Below are 17,318 nucleotides of genomic sequence, written 5' to 3' on the forward strand. Positions count from 1 at the left end.
ACGCTGGAACGGCCTTCGACCAGAGTGATGCATGTCGCCCAAAAGTGCGCAGCGGTTTTGGGCATGCACAATCAAGGTTCATCGACCAACCCAAGTGAAGGAGTTCCCATGCCCACCACCACGGAAGTGCCGCGTCTCTACCCCGCCCTGCGCTACAAGAACGCGGCAAAAATGATCGACTGGCTGTGCGAAGCCTTCGGCTTCAGCGTCCGTGCCCGCTATGGGGAAGGCGATGTCGTGCACCATGCCGAACTGGTTTTCGGCTCGTCGATGATCATGCTGGGCACGGTGCGCGACGACGACTACGGCAAGATGGTCGGCGAGCCCGGCCTAGGCGGCGGCAAGTCGATCTACATTGCCGTCGACGATGCCGATGCCGCCTATGCCAAAGCCAGGAAGGCCGGTGCCACGATCATCCAGGAACTGACCAACCGCGACTATGGCAGCCGCGAATTCGTCTGCCGCGATCCGGAAGGCAATGTCTGGTCGTTCGGCACCTACTGGCCAAAGGCTGGCGAAAAGGCATAGGCAAGGTCTAGCGCGCCAGCGCGAAAATCGCGTCGCAGTCGAGGTGGGTTTCCAACTCGGCTGCGACCTGATCCAGCGCCCGCTCGACTTCGGCCCGATAATCGATGCCGCCACCCTTGATGCCAAGGCTTTCAAGGAATTTCCCGCGAAAGCCGTCGGCGCCGAACAGGCCATGCATATAGGTGCCGATCACCTTGCCGTCGGCGGAGACAGCGCCATCCTCGACACCATTGATGATCGCCGACGGTCGTATGGTGTCTGGACCCGTGGTGTGGCCAAGGTGAATCTCGTAGCCCTCGAGCGGCAGATCGAATTGTACCGAGCGGGCACTGACATTGCGCACCGTCTTCTCCGGTTCCATCACCGTCTCGACGTCGAGCAGGCCAAGCCCTTCGGCTTCGGTTACGTTGCCTTCGATGCCGTCCGGGTCGCGCACCGAGCGGCCAAGCATCTGGAAACCGCCACAAATGCCAACGACATGGCCGCCCCGCTTGCGATGGGCAAAAAGGTCCCGGTCCCAGCCATTCTCGCGGAATTTCAGGAGATCGCCGATTGTCGACTTGGAGCCGGGAATGACCACCAGCCCGGCGTCGGTCGGCAGCGGCTTGCCGGACGGCACGAACACCACCTCGACCTGCGGCTCGGCCTTGAGCGGATCGAGATCGTCGAAATTGGCGATGCGGCCAAGCATCGGCACGGCCACCTTCAGCGCGCGCGTCTCGCCGGACGCCAGCCGTTCCAGCACCACCGAATCCTCCGAAGGCAGCCGCGCTGCCGCCTTCAGCCACGGCACTACGCCAAAACACCGCCAGCCGGTAAATTTCTCGATCGACCTTATGCCATCGTCGAACAGCGAGACGTCGCCGCGAAACTTGTTGATGAGGTAGCCGACGATCATGCGCCGGTCCTCTTCCGGCAGGATCAGATGCGTGCCGGCCACCGAGGCGATGACGCCGCCGCGATCGATATCGCCGACCAGCACCACTGGCACGTTGGCCCGCGTCGCAAAGCCCATATTGGCAATGTCGCGGCTGCGCAGGTTGATCTCGGCGGGCGAACCGGCACCCTCGACGATGACCAGGTCGGCGCCCTCGCCGACCTTGTTCCAGGAGTCCAGCACGGCGTCCATCAGTTGGCCCTTCAGTGCTTGATAGTCGCGTGCCCGCGCTTCGCCAAACACCTTGCCCTGCACGATGACCTGCGCGCCGACATCGGTCTGCGGCTTGAGCAGCACCGGGTTCATGTGGACCGACGGCGCCACACCGCAGGCGATCGCCTGCAGCCATTGCGCGCGGCCGATCTCGCCGCTGCCGGCCTTGTTGTCACCGGGAATGTCGGCGACCGCAGCGTTGTTCGACATGTTCTGCGGCTTGAAGGGCCTCACCTTCAGCCCACGCTTTTTTGCTGCCCGGCAAAGGCCGGCGACCAGCACCGTCTTGCCGACATCCGAACCCGTGCCTTGCAGCATGATCGCCTTGGCCATCAGCCCCTGCCCTGCGCCACGGTTCCGGTGATCGTGGATTTTGCAGCCAGTGGCCCGCCGCGCCAGATATAGAGCGCCAGCAATGGCACTATGCCGGTGCGCATGGCGTGGTTGACGTTGGAAGCGTGGTGGACGACCTCGCCGGCCGCGCGCCGGCGAAACCCGCTCTCACCCATCCGCCACTCAGTGCCGCCGGTCAGCGGGATGTAGATCTCCTCGGCAACATGATGATGGTCGGGATAGACGATATCGGGGCCAAGAATCAGCAGGCCGGCCGCAACCTGGTCATTGGCGAAGTGGCCACGGGTGCCGAACACTTCGAGCCAGCCGTAATTGTCGATGAATGCCTCACCGAAATCCGCCTTGCTATAGGTCTGCCCCCAGCGGAGATCATTCCGACGTTCCGCAAGCAATCGCACAAGCGGCTTGGCATCGGGCGGCGCCAGTTCGGCGGCGCGATCGAGGTGGCGCAGGCAGCCAAGCGGATGCGGCTCCAGCGCGCGGGCTGGCATGTCCCAGGCGATCCCCGCCACGGCGTCGCGCACCAGGGCGTCGTCCACGGAAGCGAGATAGGCGTGGAACTGTTCCAGCAGTTCATCGAATTTTGTCGCCACGTCTCGCTCCGAACATGCATTGGTGCACAGCCGCTCCGCAGGAGGTCGGGTTGCGCGGCGGCATCATTGGTCTAGATTGGTGCGCGCGCAAAGCCAAAAACAACAGGCCAGCGAGCTTAAGATGTGTTGAGATTCAGGTCAGGCCGAGCCGAAAACGGCGGTTTTCGAGAACCGGAGCGGAGCGTACTTAAGGTACGTGAGCACCGGAAGTGCAGGAAACCGACGTTTGCAGGCCGGCATCACCTGAGTATCAACATAACTTAGCTGGCCAGCACATAGGGAGCACGCCATGGACACCGCGGTCGATGCGAGCACCAGCCAGTTCGAACTCAACGAGGAGCAGCGTGCCATCCAGGAGATGGCGCAAGCCTTCGCCGCCGACCGCGTCGCGCCGAACGCACTCGATTGGGACCGCAGGAAACACTTCCCCGCCGACGTGATCCGCGAGACTGGGCCGCTGGGCCTCGGCGGCATCTATGTCCGAGACGATGTCGGCGGCTCCGCGCTCGGCCGGCTCGACGCTGTGCTGATCTTCGAGGCGCTCTCGCACGCCGATCCGGCCTTTTCGTCCTTCATCTCGATCCACAACATGGTCGCCTCGATGATCGACCGTTTCGGCAATGAGGAGCAGCGCCAGCGATTCCTGCCGAAGCTCACTACGATGGAATGGCTGGCGAGCTACTGCCTGACCGAACCGGGCTCCGGGTCGGATGCCGCGGCGCTGAAGACGCGCGCGGTGAAAAGCGGCGGCAACTATGTCCTCAACGGCACCAAGCAGTTCATTTCGGGCGCCGGCGACAGCGATATCTACGCCGTCATGGTGCGCACCGGCGCCGATGGGCCGAAAGGCATTTCCACCATCGTCGTCCGCAAGGACGCGCCCGGCCTATCCTTCGGCGCCAACGAGCACAAGATGGGCTGGCATATGCAGTCGACCCGCCAGGTCATCTTCGAGGACTGCAAGGTGCCGGCGGAAAACCTTTTGTCGGGCGAAGGCGCCGGCTTCGGCATCGCCATGGCCGGGCTCGACGGCGGCCGGCTGAACATCGCCGCCTGTTCGCTAGGCGGCGCGCAATCGGCGCTCGACAAGGCGCTGTCCTACGCCGCCGAGCGCAAGGCGTTCGGCTCCAGGATCAACCAGTTCCAGGCGCTGCAGTTCAGGCTGGCCGATATGGAGACCGAACTGCAGGCGGCGCGCATCTTCCTCTACGCCGCCGCCTCAAAGCTCGACCGCAAGGCGCCGGACGCCAGCAAATGGTCGGCGATGGCCAAGCGCTTCGTCACCGACACCGGCTTCACCGTGGCCAACGACGCGCTGCAGCTGCTCGGCGGCTACGGCTACCTGCACGATTACGGCATCGAGAAGCTGGTGCGGGACCTGCGCGTCCACCAGATCCTCGAAGGCACCAACGAGATCATGCGCGTCATCATCGCGCGAGCCCTGATCGGCCGCTGACGCCAGAAGAACCTGGGAGACAGACAATGACGACGATCGCCTTCATCGGCCTCGGCAACATGGGCAATCCAATGGCGGCCAATCTGGTCAAGGCCGGGCATGCCGTGCATGGCTTCGACTTGATGCCGGAGAATCTGACGGTCGCCCGCGAGCATGGCGTCATCATCATGGCCAATGCACCGGCCGCGGTGAAGGACGCCGATGTGGTGATCACCATGCTGCCGGCCGGCAAGCATGTGCTGTCGGTCTATGAAGACATTGCTCCCAAGGCCAAAAAGGGAGCGCTGTTCATTGATTCCTCGACCATCGATGTAGAATCGGCCCGCAAGGCGCATGCCGTCGCAACCAAGCACGGCCTGCTGTCAATCGACGCACCGGTCTCAGGCGGCACCGGCGGTGCGGCGGCCGGCACGCTGACCTTCATGGCCGGTGGCTCCGACGATGCCTTCGCCGCCGCCGAGCCGATCCTGAAGCCGATGGCCGGGCGTGTCGTCCATTGCGGCGGCGGCGGCGCTGGACAGGCCGCCAAGATCTGCAACAACATGATCCTCGGCATTTCGATGATCGGCGTCGCCGAAGCCTTCGTGCTGGCGGAAAAGCTCGGCCTCTCGCACCAGGCGCTGTTCGACGTCGCCTCGACCTCGTCCGGCCAGTGCTGGTCGCTGACCACCTACTGCCCGGTGCCCGGCCCTGTGCCGACCTCGCCCGCCAACCGCGACTACAAGCCGGGCTTTGCCGCCGCTCTGATGCTGAAGGACCTGAAGCTGGCGCAGGAGGCAGCACAAGGTTCCGGCGCGGTGACCCCGCTAGGTGCTGAGGCAGCTCAGCTCTATGCGCTGTTCAACGCCCAGGGGCATGCAGGCGCCGATTTTTCCGGAATCATTAATTTTCTGCGCGGAGCCAATCCATAAGCTCCTAATATAACTGGGTTTTTTGCTTATCTTGAGAGAAACCGGTCAAATTTAGGTTTGCTTAAGCTCTCGATAACCCCCCGGTAACGATGTTTCTGTAAAACGGAATGCGAGGCGGACATATCGCATCCGCCCGGCGCTCCGGATCAGGTCTCGCGTACCGGAGCCCGTAAGTTTCGCCAAGTGTTTGCGTAGCGAAACGCCATGCGTATCTGGCAAAGCCGCGTTCCCGATGGAGCGCGGTTTTTGCATTTCCGCCCGGTTTCATCAGTGCAGCCTGTTTTATATACCGATTGCCGCATTCGGGATCGCGACATGATCTTCATTGATCAGCACGATCGGTGCATCGGCTCCCTCGACCCTGACGACCAGCAGGCGCAGGCTCCACGTGCCTGCTGTCCGGACAGCGGTCGAGAAGGCGGTGCCCTTGCCCTTGGCGCCATGGACCGGAATGCTGAACTGGGCATCGCCCGCCCCATTCGCATTGACATTGAGATGGCCACCGACCCAGAAACTCTCGGTCAGGTCATCACCGAGGGCGGCCTTGACGCGGTCGGCGGCGCGAAGCTTGTCCATGGTCATGTGATAGGCATCGCTGCCTTTCAGCACGTAAGGAATGCCGCCGACCATCGCCGCACAGCCGCCGATGCTGACCACCCAGATGACAAGGCCGGCGATCGCCCAGTTGCGTTGCGTCTTGCGGAACTGTTCCGCGTCGCGCCAGGCGCGGTTCTGCCAGGCCCAGCGGCTGCCGCGCGCACCCAGCACGATGATCATGACGATGTTGACGACAGGGATCAGTGCCAGCAGCGCGATGAAGGTGCTGTTGCCGATACCCCAGATCCAGTTGAGGAAGAAGGCGCCCCAGTTCCAGCGGTCAAGTTCGGCCGGAATTTCGGCGGGCTGGTTGAGCGGCTGTCCGGCCATGATGTTCCCCCATCGGCAGATGTGCTTGATGGGTTCTAGCGTATGACCTCGAAAAACGGGAATCGGTTTTTCCCGAGCGGCCTTTCTTTGTCAGGCCTTGTTGGAAAGCCGGCGAAAATTCGCCTTCACCGTACGGCTTGCCGGTTTCAGCGCGGCGCTGATCGACCGTTCCGCCGCGACGCCGTTGAACAACGACGGCGTGCGGCCGGCAAGGATTTCCGGCCAGAACCGCGATGCCGACTGCAGGAAGGACATTTGCGCCGCAAACGCCCCTTCGGCCATCGCCACGGTCTTCTCGTTCACCGCGCGCGCCGTCTCCGTGCCCCATGGCTTCCCGCTCCCGGCATCCAGCGCCATCAACGGCAGCCGCATCAGCGCCACCATCGGCGCCAGCATCAGGTCACCGCCGATGCTGGCTGCATCTTGCAGCCGTCGGCTCTTGCCGGTCTTTTTCATGGAAACAGTCCCCTTGTCGCAGCCACGTCGGCTGCTGACCCGCACACTAAGCGCTGAGGGTGAAATTCGTTCCCCAACGAAATGTTTCTCGAAGCCGGGCATTCCCATCGAGAACGCCCGGTCGAGGTATCGATCCCTATCGCTTGCGCAGATCCGCCTGCGCCAGGTCCAGCGCCTTGGAGATGCGCTCGCAAGCCATGTCGATCGTGTCACGGGTCCAGATCAGCGGCGGCGACAGGATCATCGTGTCGCCGGTGGCGCGCAGCATCATGCCGTGCGCGATCGCATGGTCGCGCACGGTCACCGCCGCACTTCCCGACGGCAGGAACCGCTCCTTGGTGGCCTTGTCCTTGACGATTTCGATCGCGCCCATCAGCCCGATCGAGCGCACCTCGCCGACCAGATCATGCCCGGCAATGCGCTCCTGCAACGCCTTGGCGAAATACGGCCCGGTATCGTTCCTGACGCGATCGACCAGCCCTTCCCGCTCGATGATCTCAAGGTTCTTCAGCGCCACGGCACACGCCACCGGATGACCGGAATAGGTATAGCCGTGATTGAACTCGCCGCCCTTCCCGACCAGTGTCGCGGCGATGCGGTCGCCGACCAGCAATGCCGACAGCGGCTGGTAGCCCGAGGTCAGTGCCTTGGCCGTGGTGATGGTGTCCGGCTCGATGCCGAGCGTTTGTGATGCGAACCATTCACCGGTGCGGCCGTAGCCGGTGATGACCTCGTCCAGCATCAGCAGGACATCGTATTTGCGGCAGATGCGCTGCACTTCCGGCCAGTAGCTGACCGGCGGTATCTTCACGCCGCCTGCCCCCATCACCGGCTCGCCGATGAAGGCCGCAACCTTGTCGGCACCGGCTTCGAGGATCGCATCCTCGACGGCCTTGGCCGCCCGCAGGCCGAAGTCATGATCGCTCTCGCCCGGCAGTGCGAGTTCATAGGCATAAGGCATCATCACATGGACGATGTTGGGCACCGCGCCGCCGAGCTGCTTGTGCATGGCATCCATGCCGCCGAGCGAGGTGCCGGCAACGGTCGAGCCGTGATAGGCCATCTTGCGCGAGATGATGCGGTTCTTCTCCGGCTTGCCTTCCAGCACCCAGTAGTGGCGGACAAGGCGCAGCGCCGTGTCGTTGGCTTCCGAACCGGACGAGCCGTAGAATACCTGGTTGACGTGCTTCGGCGCGATCTCCGCCAGCTTCTTGGACAACAGCACCGGTGTCGGCGTCGAGCATTTGAAGAAGGAGTTGTAGTAGGGCAGTTCCTTCATCTGCGCGTAGGCGGCCTCGGCCAGTTCGTCGCGGCCATAGCCGATGTTGACGCACCACAGCCCAGCCATGCCGTCGAGGATCTCAGTCCCCTCGGTATCGTAGATGAACGGCCCGTTGGCATGGGTGATGATGCGCGAGCCGGCTTCGCGCAAATCCTTATGGTCGGTGAACGGGTGGAGATGGTGCGCGGCGTCGATCTGCTGAAGCTGCTTCAGCGAATAATTCTGATAGGTCATTGATCTGATCTTTCCTCTGGATTCTATCCGGCCGTGCCGGGAGCGAATGCGTCAGAGGCAAGCAGGTGGTGAATAACCGATGCGGGCGCACAGCCGCAAAAGCTCTGCGCGCAGCGTGCGCGGTGACGGTGTCACCGCGACACGGAATGCGCGAGCCCCAAATAAGGGAGCCAATGTCCTGACGAGAGCCATGGACGGCACCTTAGAGCAATTCCAGGAAAAGTGTGAAGCGGTTTTCCCGGGAAAAGCGCGTAGCGCTCTCCCTCAGGGAATTGCATCAAAACAAAGAGCGAGCAAAGGACGGTCGACGTGAACCACCCTTTGCGTCCGCAGCGCCGAGACTTCGGCTCATGCGTTGCCGCTAAGCGCCCTTTGTAGGAACACATATTTCATCGCCGTCTGCGCCGCCTGCGGCCGGCGGTCGCCGCGGCCACCATGTCCGCCCTCGGTCTCCTCGAAGAACAGCGTCCGGGTGTGGCCGGCTTCCTGCAGGCGGGCCGCCATCTTGCGCGCATGACCGGGATGGACGCGGTCGTCAGCGGTCGAGGTGGTCAGCAGCACCGGAGGATAGGCGGCATCGGCCGCGACATGCTGGTAGGGCGAATAGGCCGAAAGCCACTTCGCATCTTCCGGTTTCGACGGATCGCCATATTCGGCCATCCAGGAGGCACCGGGCGGCAATTCGGTGTAGCGCAGCATGTCGAGGAGCGGTACCTCGATGATCACGGCACCAAAAAGCTCGGGATGCTGCGTCATGGAAACGCCGGTCAGCAAGCCGCCGTTCGAGCCGCCCTGGATGCCGAGCGAAGCCGCCGTGGCAATCCCGCGCTTGACGACGTCCTGCGCGACCGCGGCGAAATCGTCGAAGGCGTTCTGGCGGTTGCCCTTGAGCGCCGCCTGATGCCAGGCCGGGCCGAACTCGCCGCCGCCGCGAATGCAGGCTTGGACATAGGCATTGCCCCTCTCCAGCCACAACCTGCCGCGCACGCCGGCATAACTTGGCAGAAGCGGGACTTCGAAACCACCATAGCCATAAAGCAGCGTCGGCACCGGACCCTTGTGGTCGCGCCGCCGGACGACGAAGTACGGGATCATCGTGCCGTCCTTCGAGCGCGCCTCGAACTGCTCCGAGATCAGCGGCGCCGCATCGAAGCGGGCCGGCTGCGACTTCACGGTGGCGAGCGTCTCGCCATCGTCGTCCGACCAGATGATCGAACTCGGCGTCAGGAAGTCGGTGAAGGAGAAGGAAACGCTGGAGCCGAAATGCTCGGCGTGGCTGATGCCGACATTGCCGTTCTCGGGCAGTGCCACGGGTTTCTGCGACCAGCCGCCCTCCTTGCGCTCGCAGACGACGACCTTGCCGCGCACATTGTCCATCAGATTGATGAACAGGCGGTCCTGCGTGCGGGCAATGCCGGCAATCGACACGCGATACGCCGGCTCCAGCAAGGTCTCCACCGGGCCGAGCGTGCCGGTTTCTACCCAGTGTGCCAGATCCAGCGAATAGAGGCCGTCAGGCTTGCACGAGGTGCCATCCGGCGCCGTCCACGGGCTGCGCACGCCGAAGACGAGCTGGTCCCTGAAGATCGCCGTATCGGTCACGTCGTCAGGCAGCGGYAGACGTTTGTTCTCGCCGGAAGCCAACCGCAGGAAGATATGCGAGGCGAAGAAATCGAGTGTCCGGGCCAGGATCAGATAACGTCTGTCGCCGTCGAACTCGACGCCAGCGCCAACCGTGAGATCCTCCTTCCGCCCCTCGAAGATCGGTGTCGCGTCTTCCAGTTTGGTGCCGCGCTTCCACAGCTTGACCACGCGCGGATAACCGGATTGTGTCTTGTCCACCTCCTCGAAAGCCGCCGAGACGATGACGGTGTCCTTGTCCAGCCAGCCGAAGCCCGACTTGGAAGCGGGTGCGCGAAACCCGTCCTCGACAAAGGATTTGGTCGCGATGTCGAATTCGCGCATCTCGCTGGCGTCACCGCCATCCGGCGACATCGAGACAAGGCAGAGGTTGAAGTCCGGATGGAGCCGGCTGGCGCCGCTGAACACCCACTTGATTCCGTCCTTGGCCGCAAGCTGGTCGAAGTCGACGATCGTTTCCCAGTCTGGCTTCTCGGTCTTGTAGGAAGCGACCGTCGTGCGGCGCCACAGCCCGAGCACATTGGTCTTGTCCTGCCAGAAATTGTAGACATGGCCGGCAATCGCGGCACCGACCGCGATATTGTCCTCGGCCGTCATCAGGTCGAGCGCGGTCTGGAACGACGCCTGATAGGACGGATCGCCCTGCAATTCACCGACCGTTACCTCGTTCTGACCATGCACCCAGTCGAGCGACTGCTTGGCTGTCCTGTCCTCCAGCCAGAGAAAGGGATCTTCGGTCGAAGGGGTGGAATTTGGCAGGGTCTGTGTGGTCGACTTGGTCATAGGGTCTCCGGTAAACTCATCAAGGCTCGGTGTCGCACACATCGTCATGCCACTACCGAAATTCAATTGGAACGCGCGAAAGAAGCGACCCGCCATACCGCATCAAGTGCGAAACCTTATCCGGCCATGTGTCGCTACGAGGAAGCCTCATGCAATTTCTCTACATTGCGAAAGAGAGATTTGATCCGTCCAGGGGCACAGAATGGACGAAATACATCGAGTGGTCGGGCCTCACCCAACTGACCGAAGTCGTCACCCTCGATGGAATGCTTGGCCCGGTCGCGCTTGGCGAGACAAAGGACAGCTACTGGCCCCACATTGTCAACGAGGACTGGATGCTCGATTTCTTTGTGGACCTGGAGTTTCTGTTTTCGCAACTGGCAGATACGAACGAACTGAATATTTTAAGCGTAATTCGAAAGCCGTCGACGGACGTGCATTCGATTGATTGGGGCGGTTTCATCTTCCTGGGCTACGATTTGTTGGATCAAGAAGGTTCCATAAGCGCGTTGACCAACTGCGGTGGATTTCCCGACGTGTTTGCGAATTCGGAGTTGTCTCAGTTTGGCCTGATACCCGACTTTGATCGTGCCGTTGAAATTCAGGATATGCTGCGCCGGATGCACCCTGAGGAACGTCACGCCCATTGTAACATATGGGCAATTTCGAGATGGCGAGGCGATGACGAGCTGCGGCATCCCACAATAGCGTCAGGCTGACCTTCGACCTACGATGCTCGCAACCGCCAGCGTCAGACACATCAGACCAAGAATAATCGGCAGGCCACTTGCACCCAGAATATCCATCGCTGTACCAGCCAGCGGCGGCACGGCGATGCCGCCGACACCCCACATCAGGGAGAAGGCGGCGTTGCCGGCAACCAGTGTCGAGCCGGTGAAGCGCTCACCGAGCTCGATGATCGACATCGTGTAGATGCCGTAGGAAACCGCACCCCAGACAAAGATCATCGGCCAGATCAGTGGCGTCTCGATGAGAAACGGCAGGAGCAGGCAGCCGAGCACCGTGATCGCGACACAAGCAAGCCGCACCAGACGCGCGGAGAGCCTTTCGGCCAGCAGGCCAAGTGGCACCTGCATGGCGATGTTGCCGGCGATCATCACCGAAAGCAGCGCCGACATGCGGGTCTCAGTGATGCCGTGATGGGTGCCATAGACGGGTAGCAAGGCCAGCGCGCCCTGCTCGAAGCCGGCGGCAACGATAACGGCAAACAAAAGCAGCCACGCCAACGGCACGAAGCCCAGGACGGAAACGCGATGCCCGGCCTCGTCGACCTTGGGCAGACGCGGCAGCACCGAGGCCAGGCAGATGCCGCACAGCACGAAGGCGAAAATGCCGACGAGGAAGGGCGGCCAGCCCTCCGTGCCGACGGCAAGCAGGCAAAGCGGCCCGGCTGCGAAGCCGGCCGAGATGATCGTCGAATAGACGCCCATGACGCGGCCGCGCCGGGCCGGCGGCGCCAGCGCGATCACCCAGATCTCGCTCAGCACGTAAAGCGGGTTGGTCACCACGCCAATCAGGAAGCGCAGCGGAAACCAGAGATAGACATCCTGCGTCCAGCCGATCAGCACCAGCACGATCGCCGAAAGCGCCGCGCAGGAGAGTGCCGTGCGCCCTGCCCCGAACCGGCGCGCCAGCGCCGGGATCAGTGGTGACGAGACGATGAAACCTATCGGTGTCATTGCCGCCGACAGGCCGATCATCGCCGGTGAGACGCCCTGGCGCTGCAGGATGAAGCTCAGCAGCGGATAGGACAGGCCTTGCGCGATGGCGAACACCGAGACGGTCGCGATCACGCCGGTGATCGCCGCCCACTGCATCGCGGTCTCACTGTCGCTCGAACCGTTCGTGATCATGCCTTGCCGCTCCGGCGCACGGACGAGCGATACAGCGCGAACATCACAAGCAACGCGTCGAGACCGGCGATCACGACCGGCAGGCCGAGCGGGCCGATGCCTTGCATGAGCAGCCCGGCACCCGGCGGGCCGACAATACCGCCGACGCCCCACATCAGCGCGAAGGCGGCGTTGCCGGCGACCAGCACGGAGCCCTTGAAGCGGCTGCCCAGTTCGACCAGCGCCATTGTGTAGACGCCGTAGCCGACGGCGCCCATCACCAGCAGCACGACCCAGATCAGCGGCGTCATGACCAGCAGCGGCAGCAAAAGCGCGCAAGTCGCGGTTGCCAGCGCACAGACGATGATCATGGCACGACCGCCAAAACGCTCCGCCAGCAGGCCGAGTGGGATCTGCAGCAGGATGTTGCCCAGCGAAAGCGCCATCACCAGCGAGGCAAGCACGGCCTCCGCCAGGCCGTAGCTGGCGCCGAACACCGGCAGCAGCGCATAGGTGCTTTGCTGGACCGCTGCCGAAACCAGGACGGCAAGCAGCAGTGCCGGCGCCACCTTGGCAAAGCCGACGAGGCCACTGGCAGGTTGGCCGTCATCCTCGAAACCGGTGAGCTTCGAAGAGACGGCGTGCAGGATCACCGCGCAGAGCGTGAAGCCGGCGACACCGACCAGGAAGGGAGCCCAGCCCGACGTGCCCAGCAGGGTCAGTGCGAATGGCCCGGCCGCATAGCCGGCGCCCAGCAGCGTGTTGAACACGCCCATGACCCGGCCCCGCCGCGATGGCGGCGCCAGCGACAGCGCCCAGACCTCGCCAAGTATGTAAAGCGGATTGATGACCACGCCGATGATGAAGCGGATGACGAACCAGGCCACCCAGTCCTGCAGATAGCCGATGCCCAGAAAGCAGAGCGCGCCGATCAGCGAGCAGCCGACCGCCAGCGTGCGTGCGCCGACCAGCCGCACCGCCGCCGGCACGAAGGAAGCCGAAAGGATCAGGCCGAGCGGCATCATCGCCGCCGACAAGCCGATCAGCGCGGGCGACATTCCCTGCTTCTGCATCAGCAGCGTGAACAGCGGCGAGCTCAGCCCTTGCGCGGCGCCGAACATGGCAAGTGCTGCGGTGACGCCGGCAAGCGCTGCCCATTGCGTTCCCGCTTCGCCTTCGCTCGAGCCGGTCGCGACCATGCTGATACTGTCATCCATGTGAAAGTGCAGGCCATCCCGCCGGCAAGCCCGACTAGCTACTGGTTCGATTTGGGGAAAGGAAGGGCCGGACGGCGAAATCCGCTTGCGCCACCGGACCCGTCCTGTCGGCTGAAGCCGATCGGTCGCTCATCGAATGGAGGCAGGTGCTGAACCTGGTGGAGGTTACGGAAAATACCGAGCGATAGCCCCCTTCTTGCCGTCGGCGTAAGGCTTCAGCCACTTGTCGTCGATGGAAATCCCGTCATCGTCGGAAGGTCCCTTGCCTATCGTCCTGCGCCAGGCGCGGAACTTGTAGTGGTCGAACACGTCGAGCATATGCACCGCATAGGCGGCGGCGAAGGTCTTGTCGCCCTCCACGATCACCATGTTCTCGTCATTCTCGTAGGAAGCCTTGTAACCGAGATTATGGCTACCGGTGATGACGGTGGCGTTGTCCTCCATCGGGTCGATGATGACGATCTTGTCGTGCACGATCGCATGGCCGACGGTCAGTACTTCTGCCTGGAAGTCGCGGGCGATCGTGGCGCCGGTCAGGTTTGCCGCCCGCACGATGGAAACGTTCGGCATCTCCCAGACCTTTTCCGGGAAGACGAAGGGCGACTTGCCGTCCTTGTTCGATTTGTGGGTGAATGGATCCTTGGTCGGCGCGACATAGTTGGGCATCGCGGTTTCGTCGCTGATCGCGCCTTGCACGATCAGATTCGGATCGGCCTTGGCTGCCGCGACCGCCTGGTCGACGATCGAGTTTTCGCCGAGCAGCGACGGATTGAACACCAGGAACAGCACCGCGCGCTTCGCCGCCTTGATGCGGGCGAAAACATCCTCGACGTCGACCGGCCGCACCGAGATGTCCTTCTTGTTGCGGTCGGGATCGTTGGGAGAGAACCAGACCGTCATGCCGTCCAGCGTTCCCGTGGCGCCGTTCAGCGGATTGGGCAGGTGGTTTTCCCTACGAAACGGCACGCCTTGCGTCTGCACGTTGTGGCCGGCAGCGCTTTCCGAGGCTGGCGGCGGGAACACATCGGCCTTCATGCGCTGCCAATAGGCGTCGAATATCTCGGCCATCGCCGGATCGTCGCGGATGAAGGCGTTGTTGGACTGTCCGCAAATGCCCGTCGACGTCCAGTTGGTGCTGCCGGTCATCACCGCTTGCGGCTTGCCCTGGGCATCGCGGTAGACGGCAAACTTGTTGTGGCCGATATGGTTGTTGTTGAACAGGCGGTCACTCACCACGACGCCCGCGTCGTGCAAGCGCTTCCTGTACGGCGCGTTGCCGGCGTCCCAGGCCTTGGTCTGGTCGTCCCTGCCCGAATTGGCAAGAATGACCTCGACGACATCCTTGGCGGCGACGATCGCGTCGCACAGCTCGTCGTCGCCAAGCTCGTAGAGCGCAAGCCTGACGGTGCCGCCTTCGGTCTTGGCCCGCTTCAGCAGGCTGGTCAGCACGTCAGGCACATCGCCATGCAGATAGGCGCGTATCTTGCTGGTCGGATCCTGCAGCACCGCCCTGATCTTGTCGCGCTGCCCGACCTTGATGCCGGCCTCTTGCAGCGCATGCGACATCCATTGCGTCGACAGCACTCCATTGGTGAAGGCAACCCGCGCCTTGCCGAACATCTGCCCGAGAAAGATCGGCGGGCTGACCGCACCCTGGCCGAGATAACCGAGCGGGCGCGCCGGCCCGGTATAGGCGGGTTTGCCATCGACGATCTGATCGGGTCGCACCGGCACTGGGTCGAGACCCGGCTTCATGTCGCCGACCGGCCGCACCCGGTAGGCTATCATTTCACCCTCCGGCCTGACGTCGATGCTGTCGCGCCGCCGCCGCACGGTGAGATCGCGCCAGAAAGTCTTCTGTACCGGCCAGACGCCGGTATCCTGGGGAATCCATCGTGGATTGCGTTGGCCCTTGAAAGGCACCCAGGAGGCCAGGCAGCGTTCCTCGCCAGTGTCGGGATAGATGCGCACGATCTCGAACCCGAGGCAGCCCGGGATCATGCCGTCTATATCCCAGGAAAGGAACGCGACTTCGTTGTTTGTCGCGGCGCGCACTTTGACGACGTCAGGCATGGCTTTCCCTCCAGAGACGTTCGGCGCGCCAATATAGCAGAAGTAAAAGACGGATGTGTAACGCGTTTCACTTTGCGTCGATCCGGCCGCTGGTCCCAGGCCAGCGCATCGCCGCGATCGGCGCGATATTCTTGCCGTGCAACTGCCGTTCCGGCATGTCGCTTCCCTCGCCCTAGTGGTCGCCGCCTCCGCAACGACCGGCGGGTCGCCGGTCCATTATGCCGCCCGCTACCGCATCGTACGAGGACCATCATGACCGCCGCCCTACAACCTGCAGAACCGGCATTGGCCAACGACCGCGCCCGTCGTGGCGGCCGCGCCGGAAAGCGCGCCGGCGGTTCGGCCGCGTTCGAGCAGCCAGCTTTCCGCCAGCTGAAGAACCCGCTCGCGCCGACCAGGCTGGTTTCGGACGACGAGCTGGAATCGATCCATCTCGCCTCCTTGCGCGTGCTGAGGGAAATCGGCGTCGACGTTCTGCATGACGAGGCCCGCCGCATCATGAAGGCGCATGGCGCCGACGTGCGCGACGGCAGCGAGCGGGTGCGCTTCGACAGCGACATGATCCTCGAGCTGGTGTCGCACTGTCCGTCGGAGTTCACCATCCACTCGCGCAACCCCGCGCACAATGTGCGCTTCGGCGGCAACAATCTGATCATCTCGATGATGGCATCGGCGCCCAACTGCTCCGACATCGACCGCGGCCGCCGGCCTGGCAACCAGCAGGATTACCGCAACTTCCTCAAGCTCGCTCAGATGCACAACATCCTGAACTGCACCGGCGGCTATCCGGTGGAGCCGACCGATATCCATCCGTCGGTCCGGCACCTGGAGTGCGTCCGCGACCTCGCCACGCTGACCGACAAGGTGTTTCACATCTACTCGCTCGGCAAGGAGCGCAACGTCGACGGCATCGAGATCGCCAGGATCGCGCGCGGCATCAGCCACGAGCAGTTGCTCGAGGAGCCGTCGGTCTTCACCATCATCAACACCAATTCGCCGCTCAAGCTCGATGTGCCGATGATGGAAGGCATCATCCAGATGTCGAGCAAGGGCCAGGTCGTCGTCGTCACGCCGTTCACCCTGTCGGGGGCCATGGCGCCGGTGACGATCGCCGGCGCACTGGTGCAGCAGAACGCCGAGGCGCTGTCCGGCATCGCCTTTGCCCAGATGGTGCGCAAGGGCGCGCCCGTCGGCTATGGCGGCTTCACCTCCAATGTCGACATGAAGTCCGGTTCACCGGCCTTCGGTACGCCCGAATACATGAAGGCACAGCTGGTCGGCGGCCAGCTTGCCCGCCGCTACAACATACCCTACCGCACCTCCAACACCTGCGCCGCCAACACGGTCGATGCGCAGGCGGCTTACGAGAGCGTGTTCTCGCTGTGGGGCGCCATCCAGGGCGGCGGCAATCTGATGATGCATGCGGCCGGCTGGCTCGAGGGCGGCCTGCGCTGCTCCTATGAGAAGACCATATTGGACATCGACCTGCTGCAGATGGTGGCGGAGTTCCTGACCCCGCTCGACCTGTCCGAAGAAGCGCTCGGCTTCGATGCCATCCAGTCGGTCGGTCCCGGCGGCCATTTCTTTGGCACCCAGCACACGCAGGACCGCTACAAGACCGCCTTCTACTCGCCGATCCTCTCCGACTGGCGCAATTTCGAGACCTGGGCGGAAGCCGGCTCGCCGACTGCGCTGGAAAAGGCCAACAAGGTGTGGAAGGAACGGCTAGCATCATACGAAGAGCCCTATATGGACCCGGCCATTCGCGAGGAACTCAACGCCTTCGTCGAAAAGCGCCGGTCCGAGGGCGGTGCACCGACCGACTTTTGAATGGCACGCGGCGACCGCTGACCTCGGCGT

Annotated in this window: 14 protein-coding genes; 5 read left to right on the top strand and 9 right to left on the bottom strand. The window is 63.2% G+C overall.

The window, feature by feature from the left end; all coding sequences use genetic code 11:
* Positions 1 to 108: 108 nt before the first annotated feature.
* Positions 109 to 528 carry a VOC family protein gene (locus AC1DZP_RS18660; RefSeq protein WP_477304407.1) on the top strand — a complete coding sequence of 140 codons (420 nt, stop codon included), beginning with the start codon at positions 109 to 111 and terminating at the stop codon, positions 526 to 528.
* Between the two features lie 7 nt (positions 529 to 535).
* On the opposite strand, the gene AC1DZP_RS18665 is transcribed toward AC1DZP_RS18660, so the two are convergent.
* Together AC1DZP_RS18665 and AC1DZP_RS18670 are read right to left on the bottom strand one after the other, a co-directional pair.
* Positions 536 to 2,011 (bottom strand): cobyric acid synthase, encoded by a 1,476-nt coding sequence (locus AC1DZP_RS18665; RefSeq protein ID WP_477304409.1) that lies wholly within the window; start codon positions 2,009 to 2,011, stop codon positions 536 to 538.
* Positions 2,011 to 2,625: a dimethylsulfonioproprionate lyase family protein gene (locus AC1DZP_RS18670; protein ID WP_477304411.1), complete on the bottom strand. Its 615-nt coding sequence runs from the start codon at positions 2,623 to 2,625 to the stop codon at positions 2,011 to 2,013. Before AC1DZP_RS18670 ends, AC1DZP_RS18665 begins: the two co-directional genes overlap by 1 nt.
* 289 nt (positions 2,626 to 2,914) lie before the next feature.
* Between AC1DZP_RS18670 and AC1DZP_RS18675 the strand changes: the two genes are divergently transcribed.
* Entirely contained in the window at positions 2,915 to 4,081 is a 1,167-nt protein-coding gene (locus AC1DZP_RS18675) for an isobutyryl-CoA dehydrogenase (RefSeq protein ID WP_477304413.1), read from the top strand.
* Between the two features lie 26 nt (positions 4,082 to 4,107).
* On the top strand, positions 4,108 to 4,992 hold the full coding sequence (gene mmsB, locus AC1DZP_RS18680; RefSeq protein ID WP_477304415.1) for a 3-hydroxyisobutyrate dehydrogenase: 885 nt from the start codon (positions 4,108 to 4,110) through the stop codon (positions 4,990 to 4,992).
* A gap of 282 nt (positions 4,993 to 5,274) precedes the next feature.
* On the opposite strand, the gene AC1DZP_RS18685 is transcribed toward mmsB, so the two are convergent.
* The 4 genes from AC1DZP_RS18685 to AC1DZP_RS18700 form a co-directional block, all read right to left on the bottom strand.
* Positions 5,275 to 5,919, bottom strand: a complete 645-nt coding sequence (locus AC1DZP_RS18685) for a cytochrome c oxidase assembly factor Coa1 family protein (RefSeq protein WP_477304417.1) — start codon at positions 5,917 to 5,919, stop codon at positions 5,275 to 5,277.
* 90 nt (positions 5,920 to 6,009) lie between these two features.
* Positions 6,010 to 6,375: a hypothetical protein gene (locus AC1DZP_RS18690; RefSeq protein WP_095087418.1), complete on the bottom strand. Its 366-nt coding sequence runs from the start codon at positions 6,373 to 6,375 to the stop codon at positions 6,010 to 6,012.
* A 136-nt stretch (positions 6,376 to 6,511) separates the two neighbouring features.
* Positions 6,512 to 7,891, bottom strand: coding sequence for an aspartate aminotransferase family protein (locus tag AC1DZP_RS18695; RefSeq protein ID WP_477304419.1), 1,380 nt, complete (start codon positions 7,889 to 7,891; stop codon positions 6,512 to 6,514).
* 348 nt (positions 7,892 to 8,239) lie between these two features.
* Positions 8,240 to 10,315, bottom strand: coding sequence for a prolyl oligopeptidase family serine peptidase (locus AC1DZP_RS18700; RefSeq protein ID WP_477304421.1), 2,076 nt, complete (start codon positions 10,313 to 10,315; stop codon positions 8,240 to 8,242).
* 149 nt (positions 10,316 to 10,464) lie between these two features.
* Between AC1DZP_RS18700 and AC1DZP_RS18705 the strand changes: the two genes are divergently transcribed.
* The gene (locus AC1DZP_RS18705; protein ID WP_477304423.1) at positions 10,465 to 11,034 is read left to right on the top strand and encodes a hypothetical protein; all 570 of its coding nucleotides are present in this window, start codon (positions 10,465 to 10,467) and stop codon (positions 11,032 to 11,034) included.
* On the opposite strand, the gene AC1DZP_RS18710 is transcribed toward AC1DZP_RS18705, so the two are convergent.
* The 3 genes from AC1DZP_RS18710 to AC1DZP_RS18720 form a co-directional block, all read right to left on the bottom strand.
* Positions 11,026 to 12,189 (bottom strand): MFS transporter, encoded by a 1,164-nt coding sequence (locus tag AC1DZP_RS18710; RefSeq protein ID WP_477304425.1) that lies wholly within the window; start codon positions 12,187 to 12,189, stop codon positions 11,026 to 11,028. The genes AC1DZP_RS18705 and AC1DZP_RS18710 overlap by 9 nt on opposite strands.
* Positions 12,186 to 13,367 (bottom strand): MFS transporter, encoded by a 1,182-nt coding sequence (locus tag AC1DZP_RS18715; protein WP_477304824.1) that lies wholly within the window; start codon positions 13,365 to 13,367, stop codon positions 12,186 to 12,188. Before AC1DZP_RS18715 ends, AC1DZP_RS18710 begins: the two co-directional genes overlap by 4 nt.
* Positions 13,368 to 13,550: 183 nt before the next feature.
* Entirely contained in the window at positions 13,551 to 15,458 is a 1,908-nt protein-coding gene (locus AC1DZP_RS18720; RefSeq protein WP_477304427.1) for a phospholipase D-like domain-containing protein, read from the bottom strand.
* Positions 15,459 to 15,710: 252 nt separating this feature from the next.
* Here AC1DZP_RS18720 and AC1DZP_RS18725 point away from each other — a divergent pair, with 252 nt between their 5' ends.
* Complete coding sequence (locus tag AC1DZP_RS18725; RefSeq protein ID WP_477304429.1) at positions 15,711 to 17,288, top strand: trimethylamine methyltransferase family protein; 1,578 nt, start codon at positions 15,711 to 15,713, stop codon at positions 17,286 to 17,288.
* The last annotated feature ends 30 nt before the right edge of the window (positions 17,289 to 17,318 follow it).

This window comes from Mesorhizobium sp. P2_F8, assembly GCF_056403655.1.

Coding starts and splice junctions, on each gene's coding strand:
- AC1DZP_RS18660 (WP_477304407.1), top strand. CDS start 109: ATGCCCACCACCACGGAAGTGCCGCGTCTCTACCCCGCCCTGCGCTAC.
- AC1DZP_RS18665 (WP_477304409.1), bottom strand. CDS start 2,011: ATGGCCAAGGCGATCATGCTGCAAGGCACGGGTTCGGATGTCGGCAAG.
- AC1DZP_RS18675 (WP_477304413.1), top strand. CDS start 2,915: ATGGACACCGCGGTCGATGCGAGCACCAGCCAGTTCGAACTCAACGAG.
- mmsB (WP_477304415.1), top strand. CDS start 4,108: ATGACGACGATCGCCTTCATCGGCCTCGGCAACATGGGCAATCCAATG.
- AC1DZP_RS18685 (WP_477304417.1), bottom strand. CDS start 5,919: ATGGCCGGACAGCCGCTCAACCAGCCCGCCGAAATTCCGGCCGAACTT.
- AC1DZP_RS18690 (WP_095087418.1), bottom strand. CDS start 6,375: ATGAAAAAGACCGGCAAGAGCCGACGGCTGCAAGATGCAGCCAGCATC.
- AC1DZP_RS18695 (WP_477304419.1), bottom strand. CDS start 7,891: ATGACCTATCAGAATTATTCGCTGAAGCAGCTTCAGCAGATCGACGCC.
- AC1DZP_RS18705 (WP_477304423.1), top strand. CDS start 10,465: ATGCAATTTCTCTACATTGCGAAAGAGAGATTTGATCCGTCCAGGGGC.
- AC1DZP_RS18710 (WP_477304425.1), bottom strand. CDS start 12,189: ATGATCACGAACGGTTCGAGCGACAGTGAGACCGCGATGCAGTGGGCG.
- AC1DZP_RS18715 (WP_477304824.1), bottom strand. CDS start 13,367: ATGGTCGCGACCGGCTCGAGCGAAGGCGAAGCGGGAACGCAATGGGCA.
- AC1DZP_RS18720 (WP_477304427.1), bottom strand. CDS start 15,458: ATGCCTGACGTCGTCAAAGTGCGCGCCGCGACAAACAACGAAGTCGCG.
- AC1DZP_RS18725 (WP_477304429.1), top strand. CDS start 15,711: ATGACCGCCGCCCTACAACCTGCAGAACCGGCATTGGCCAACGACCGC.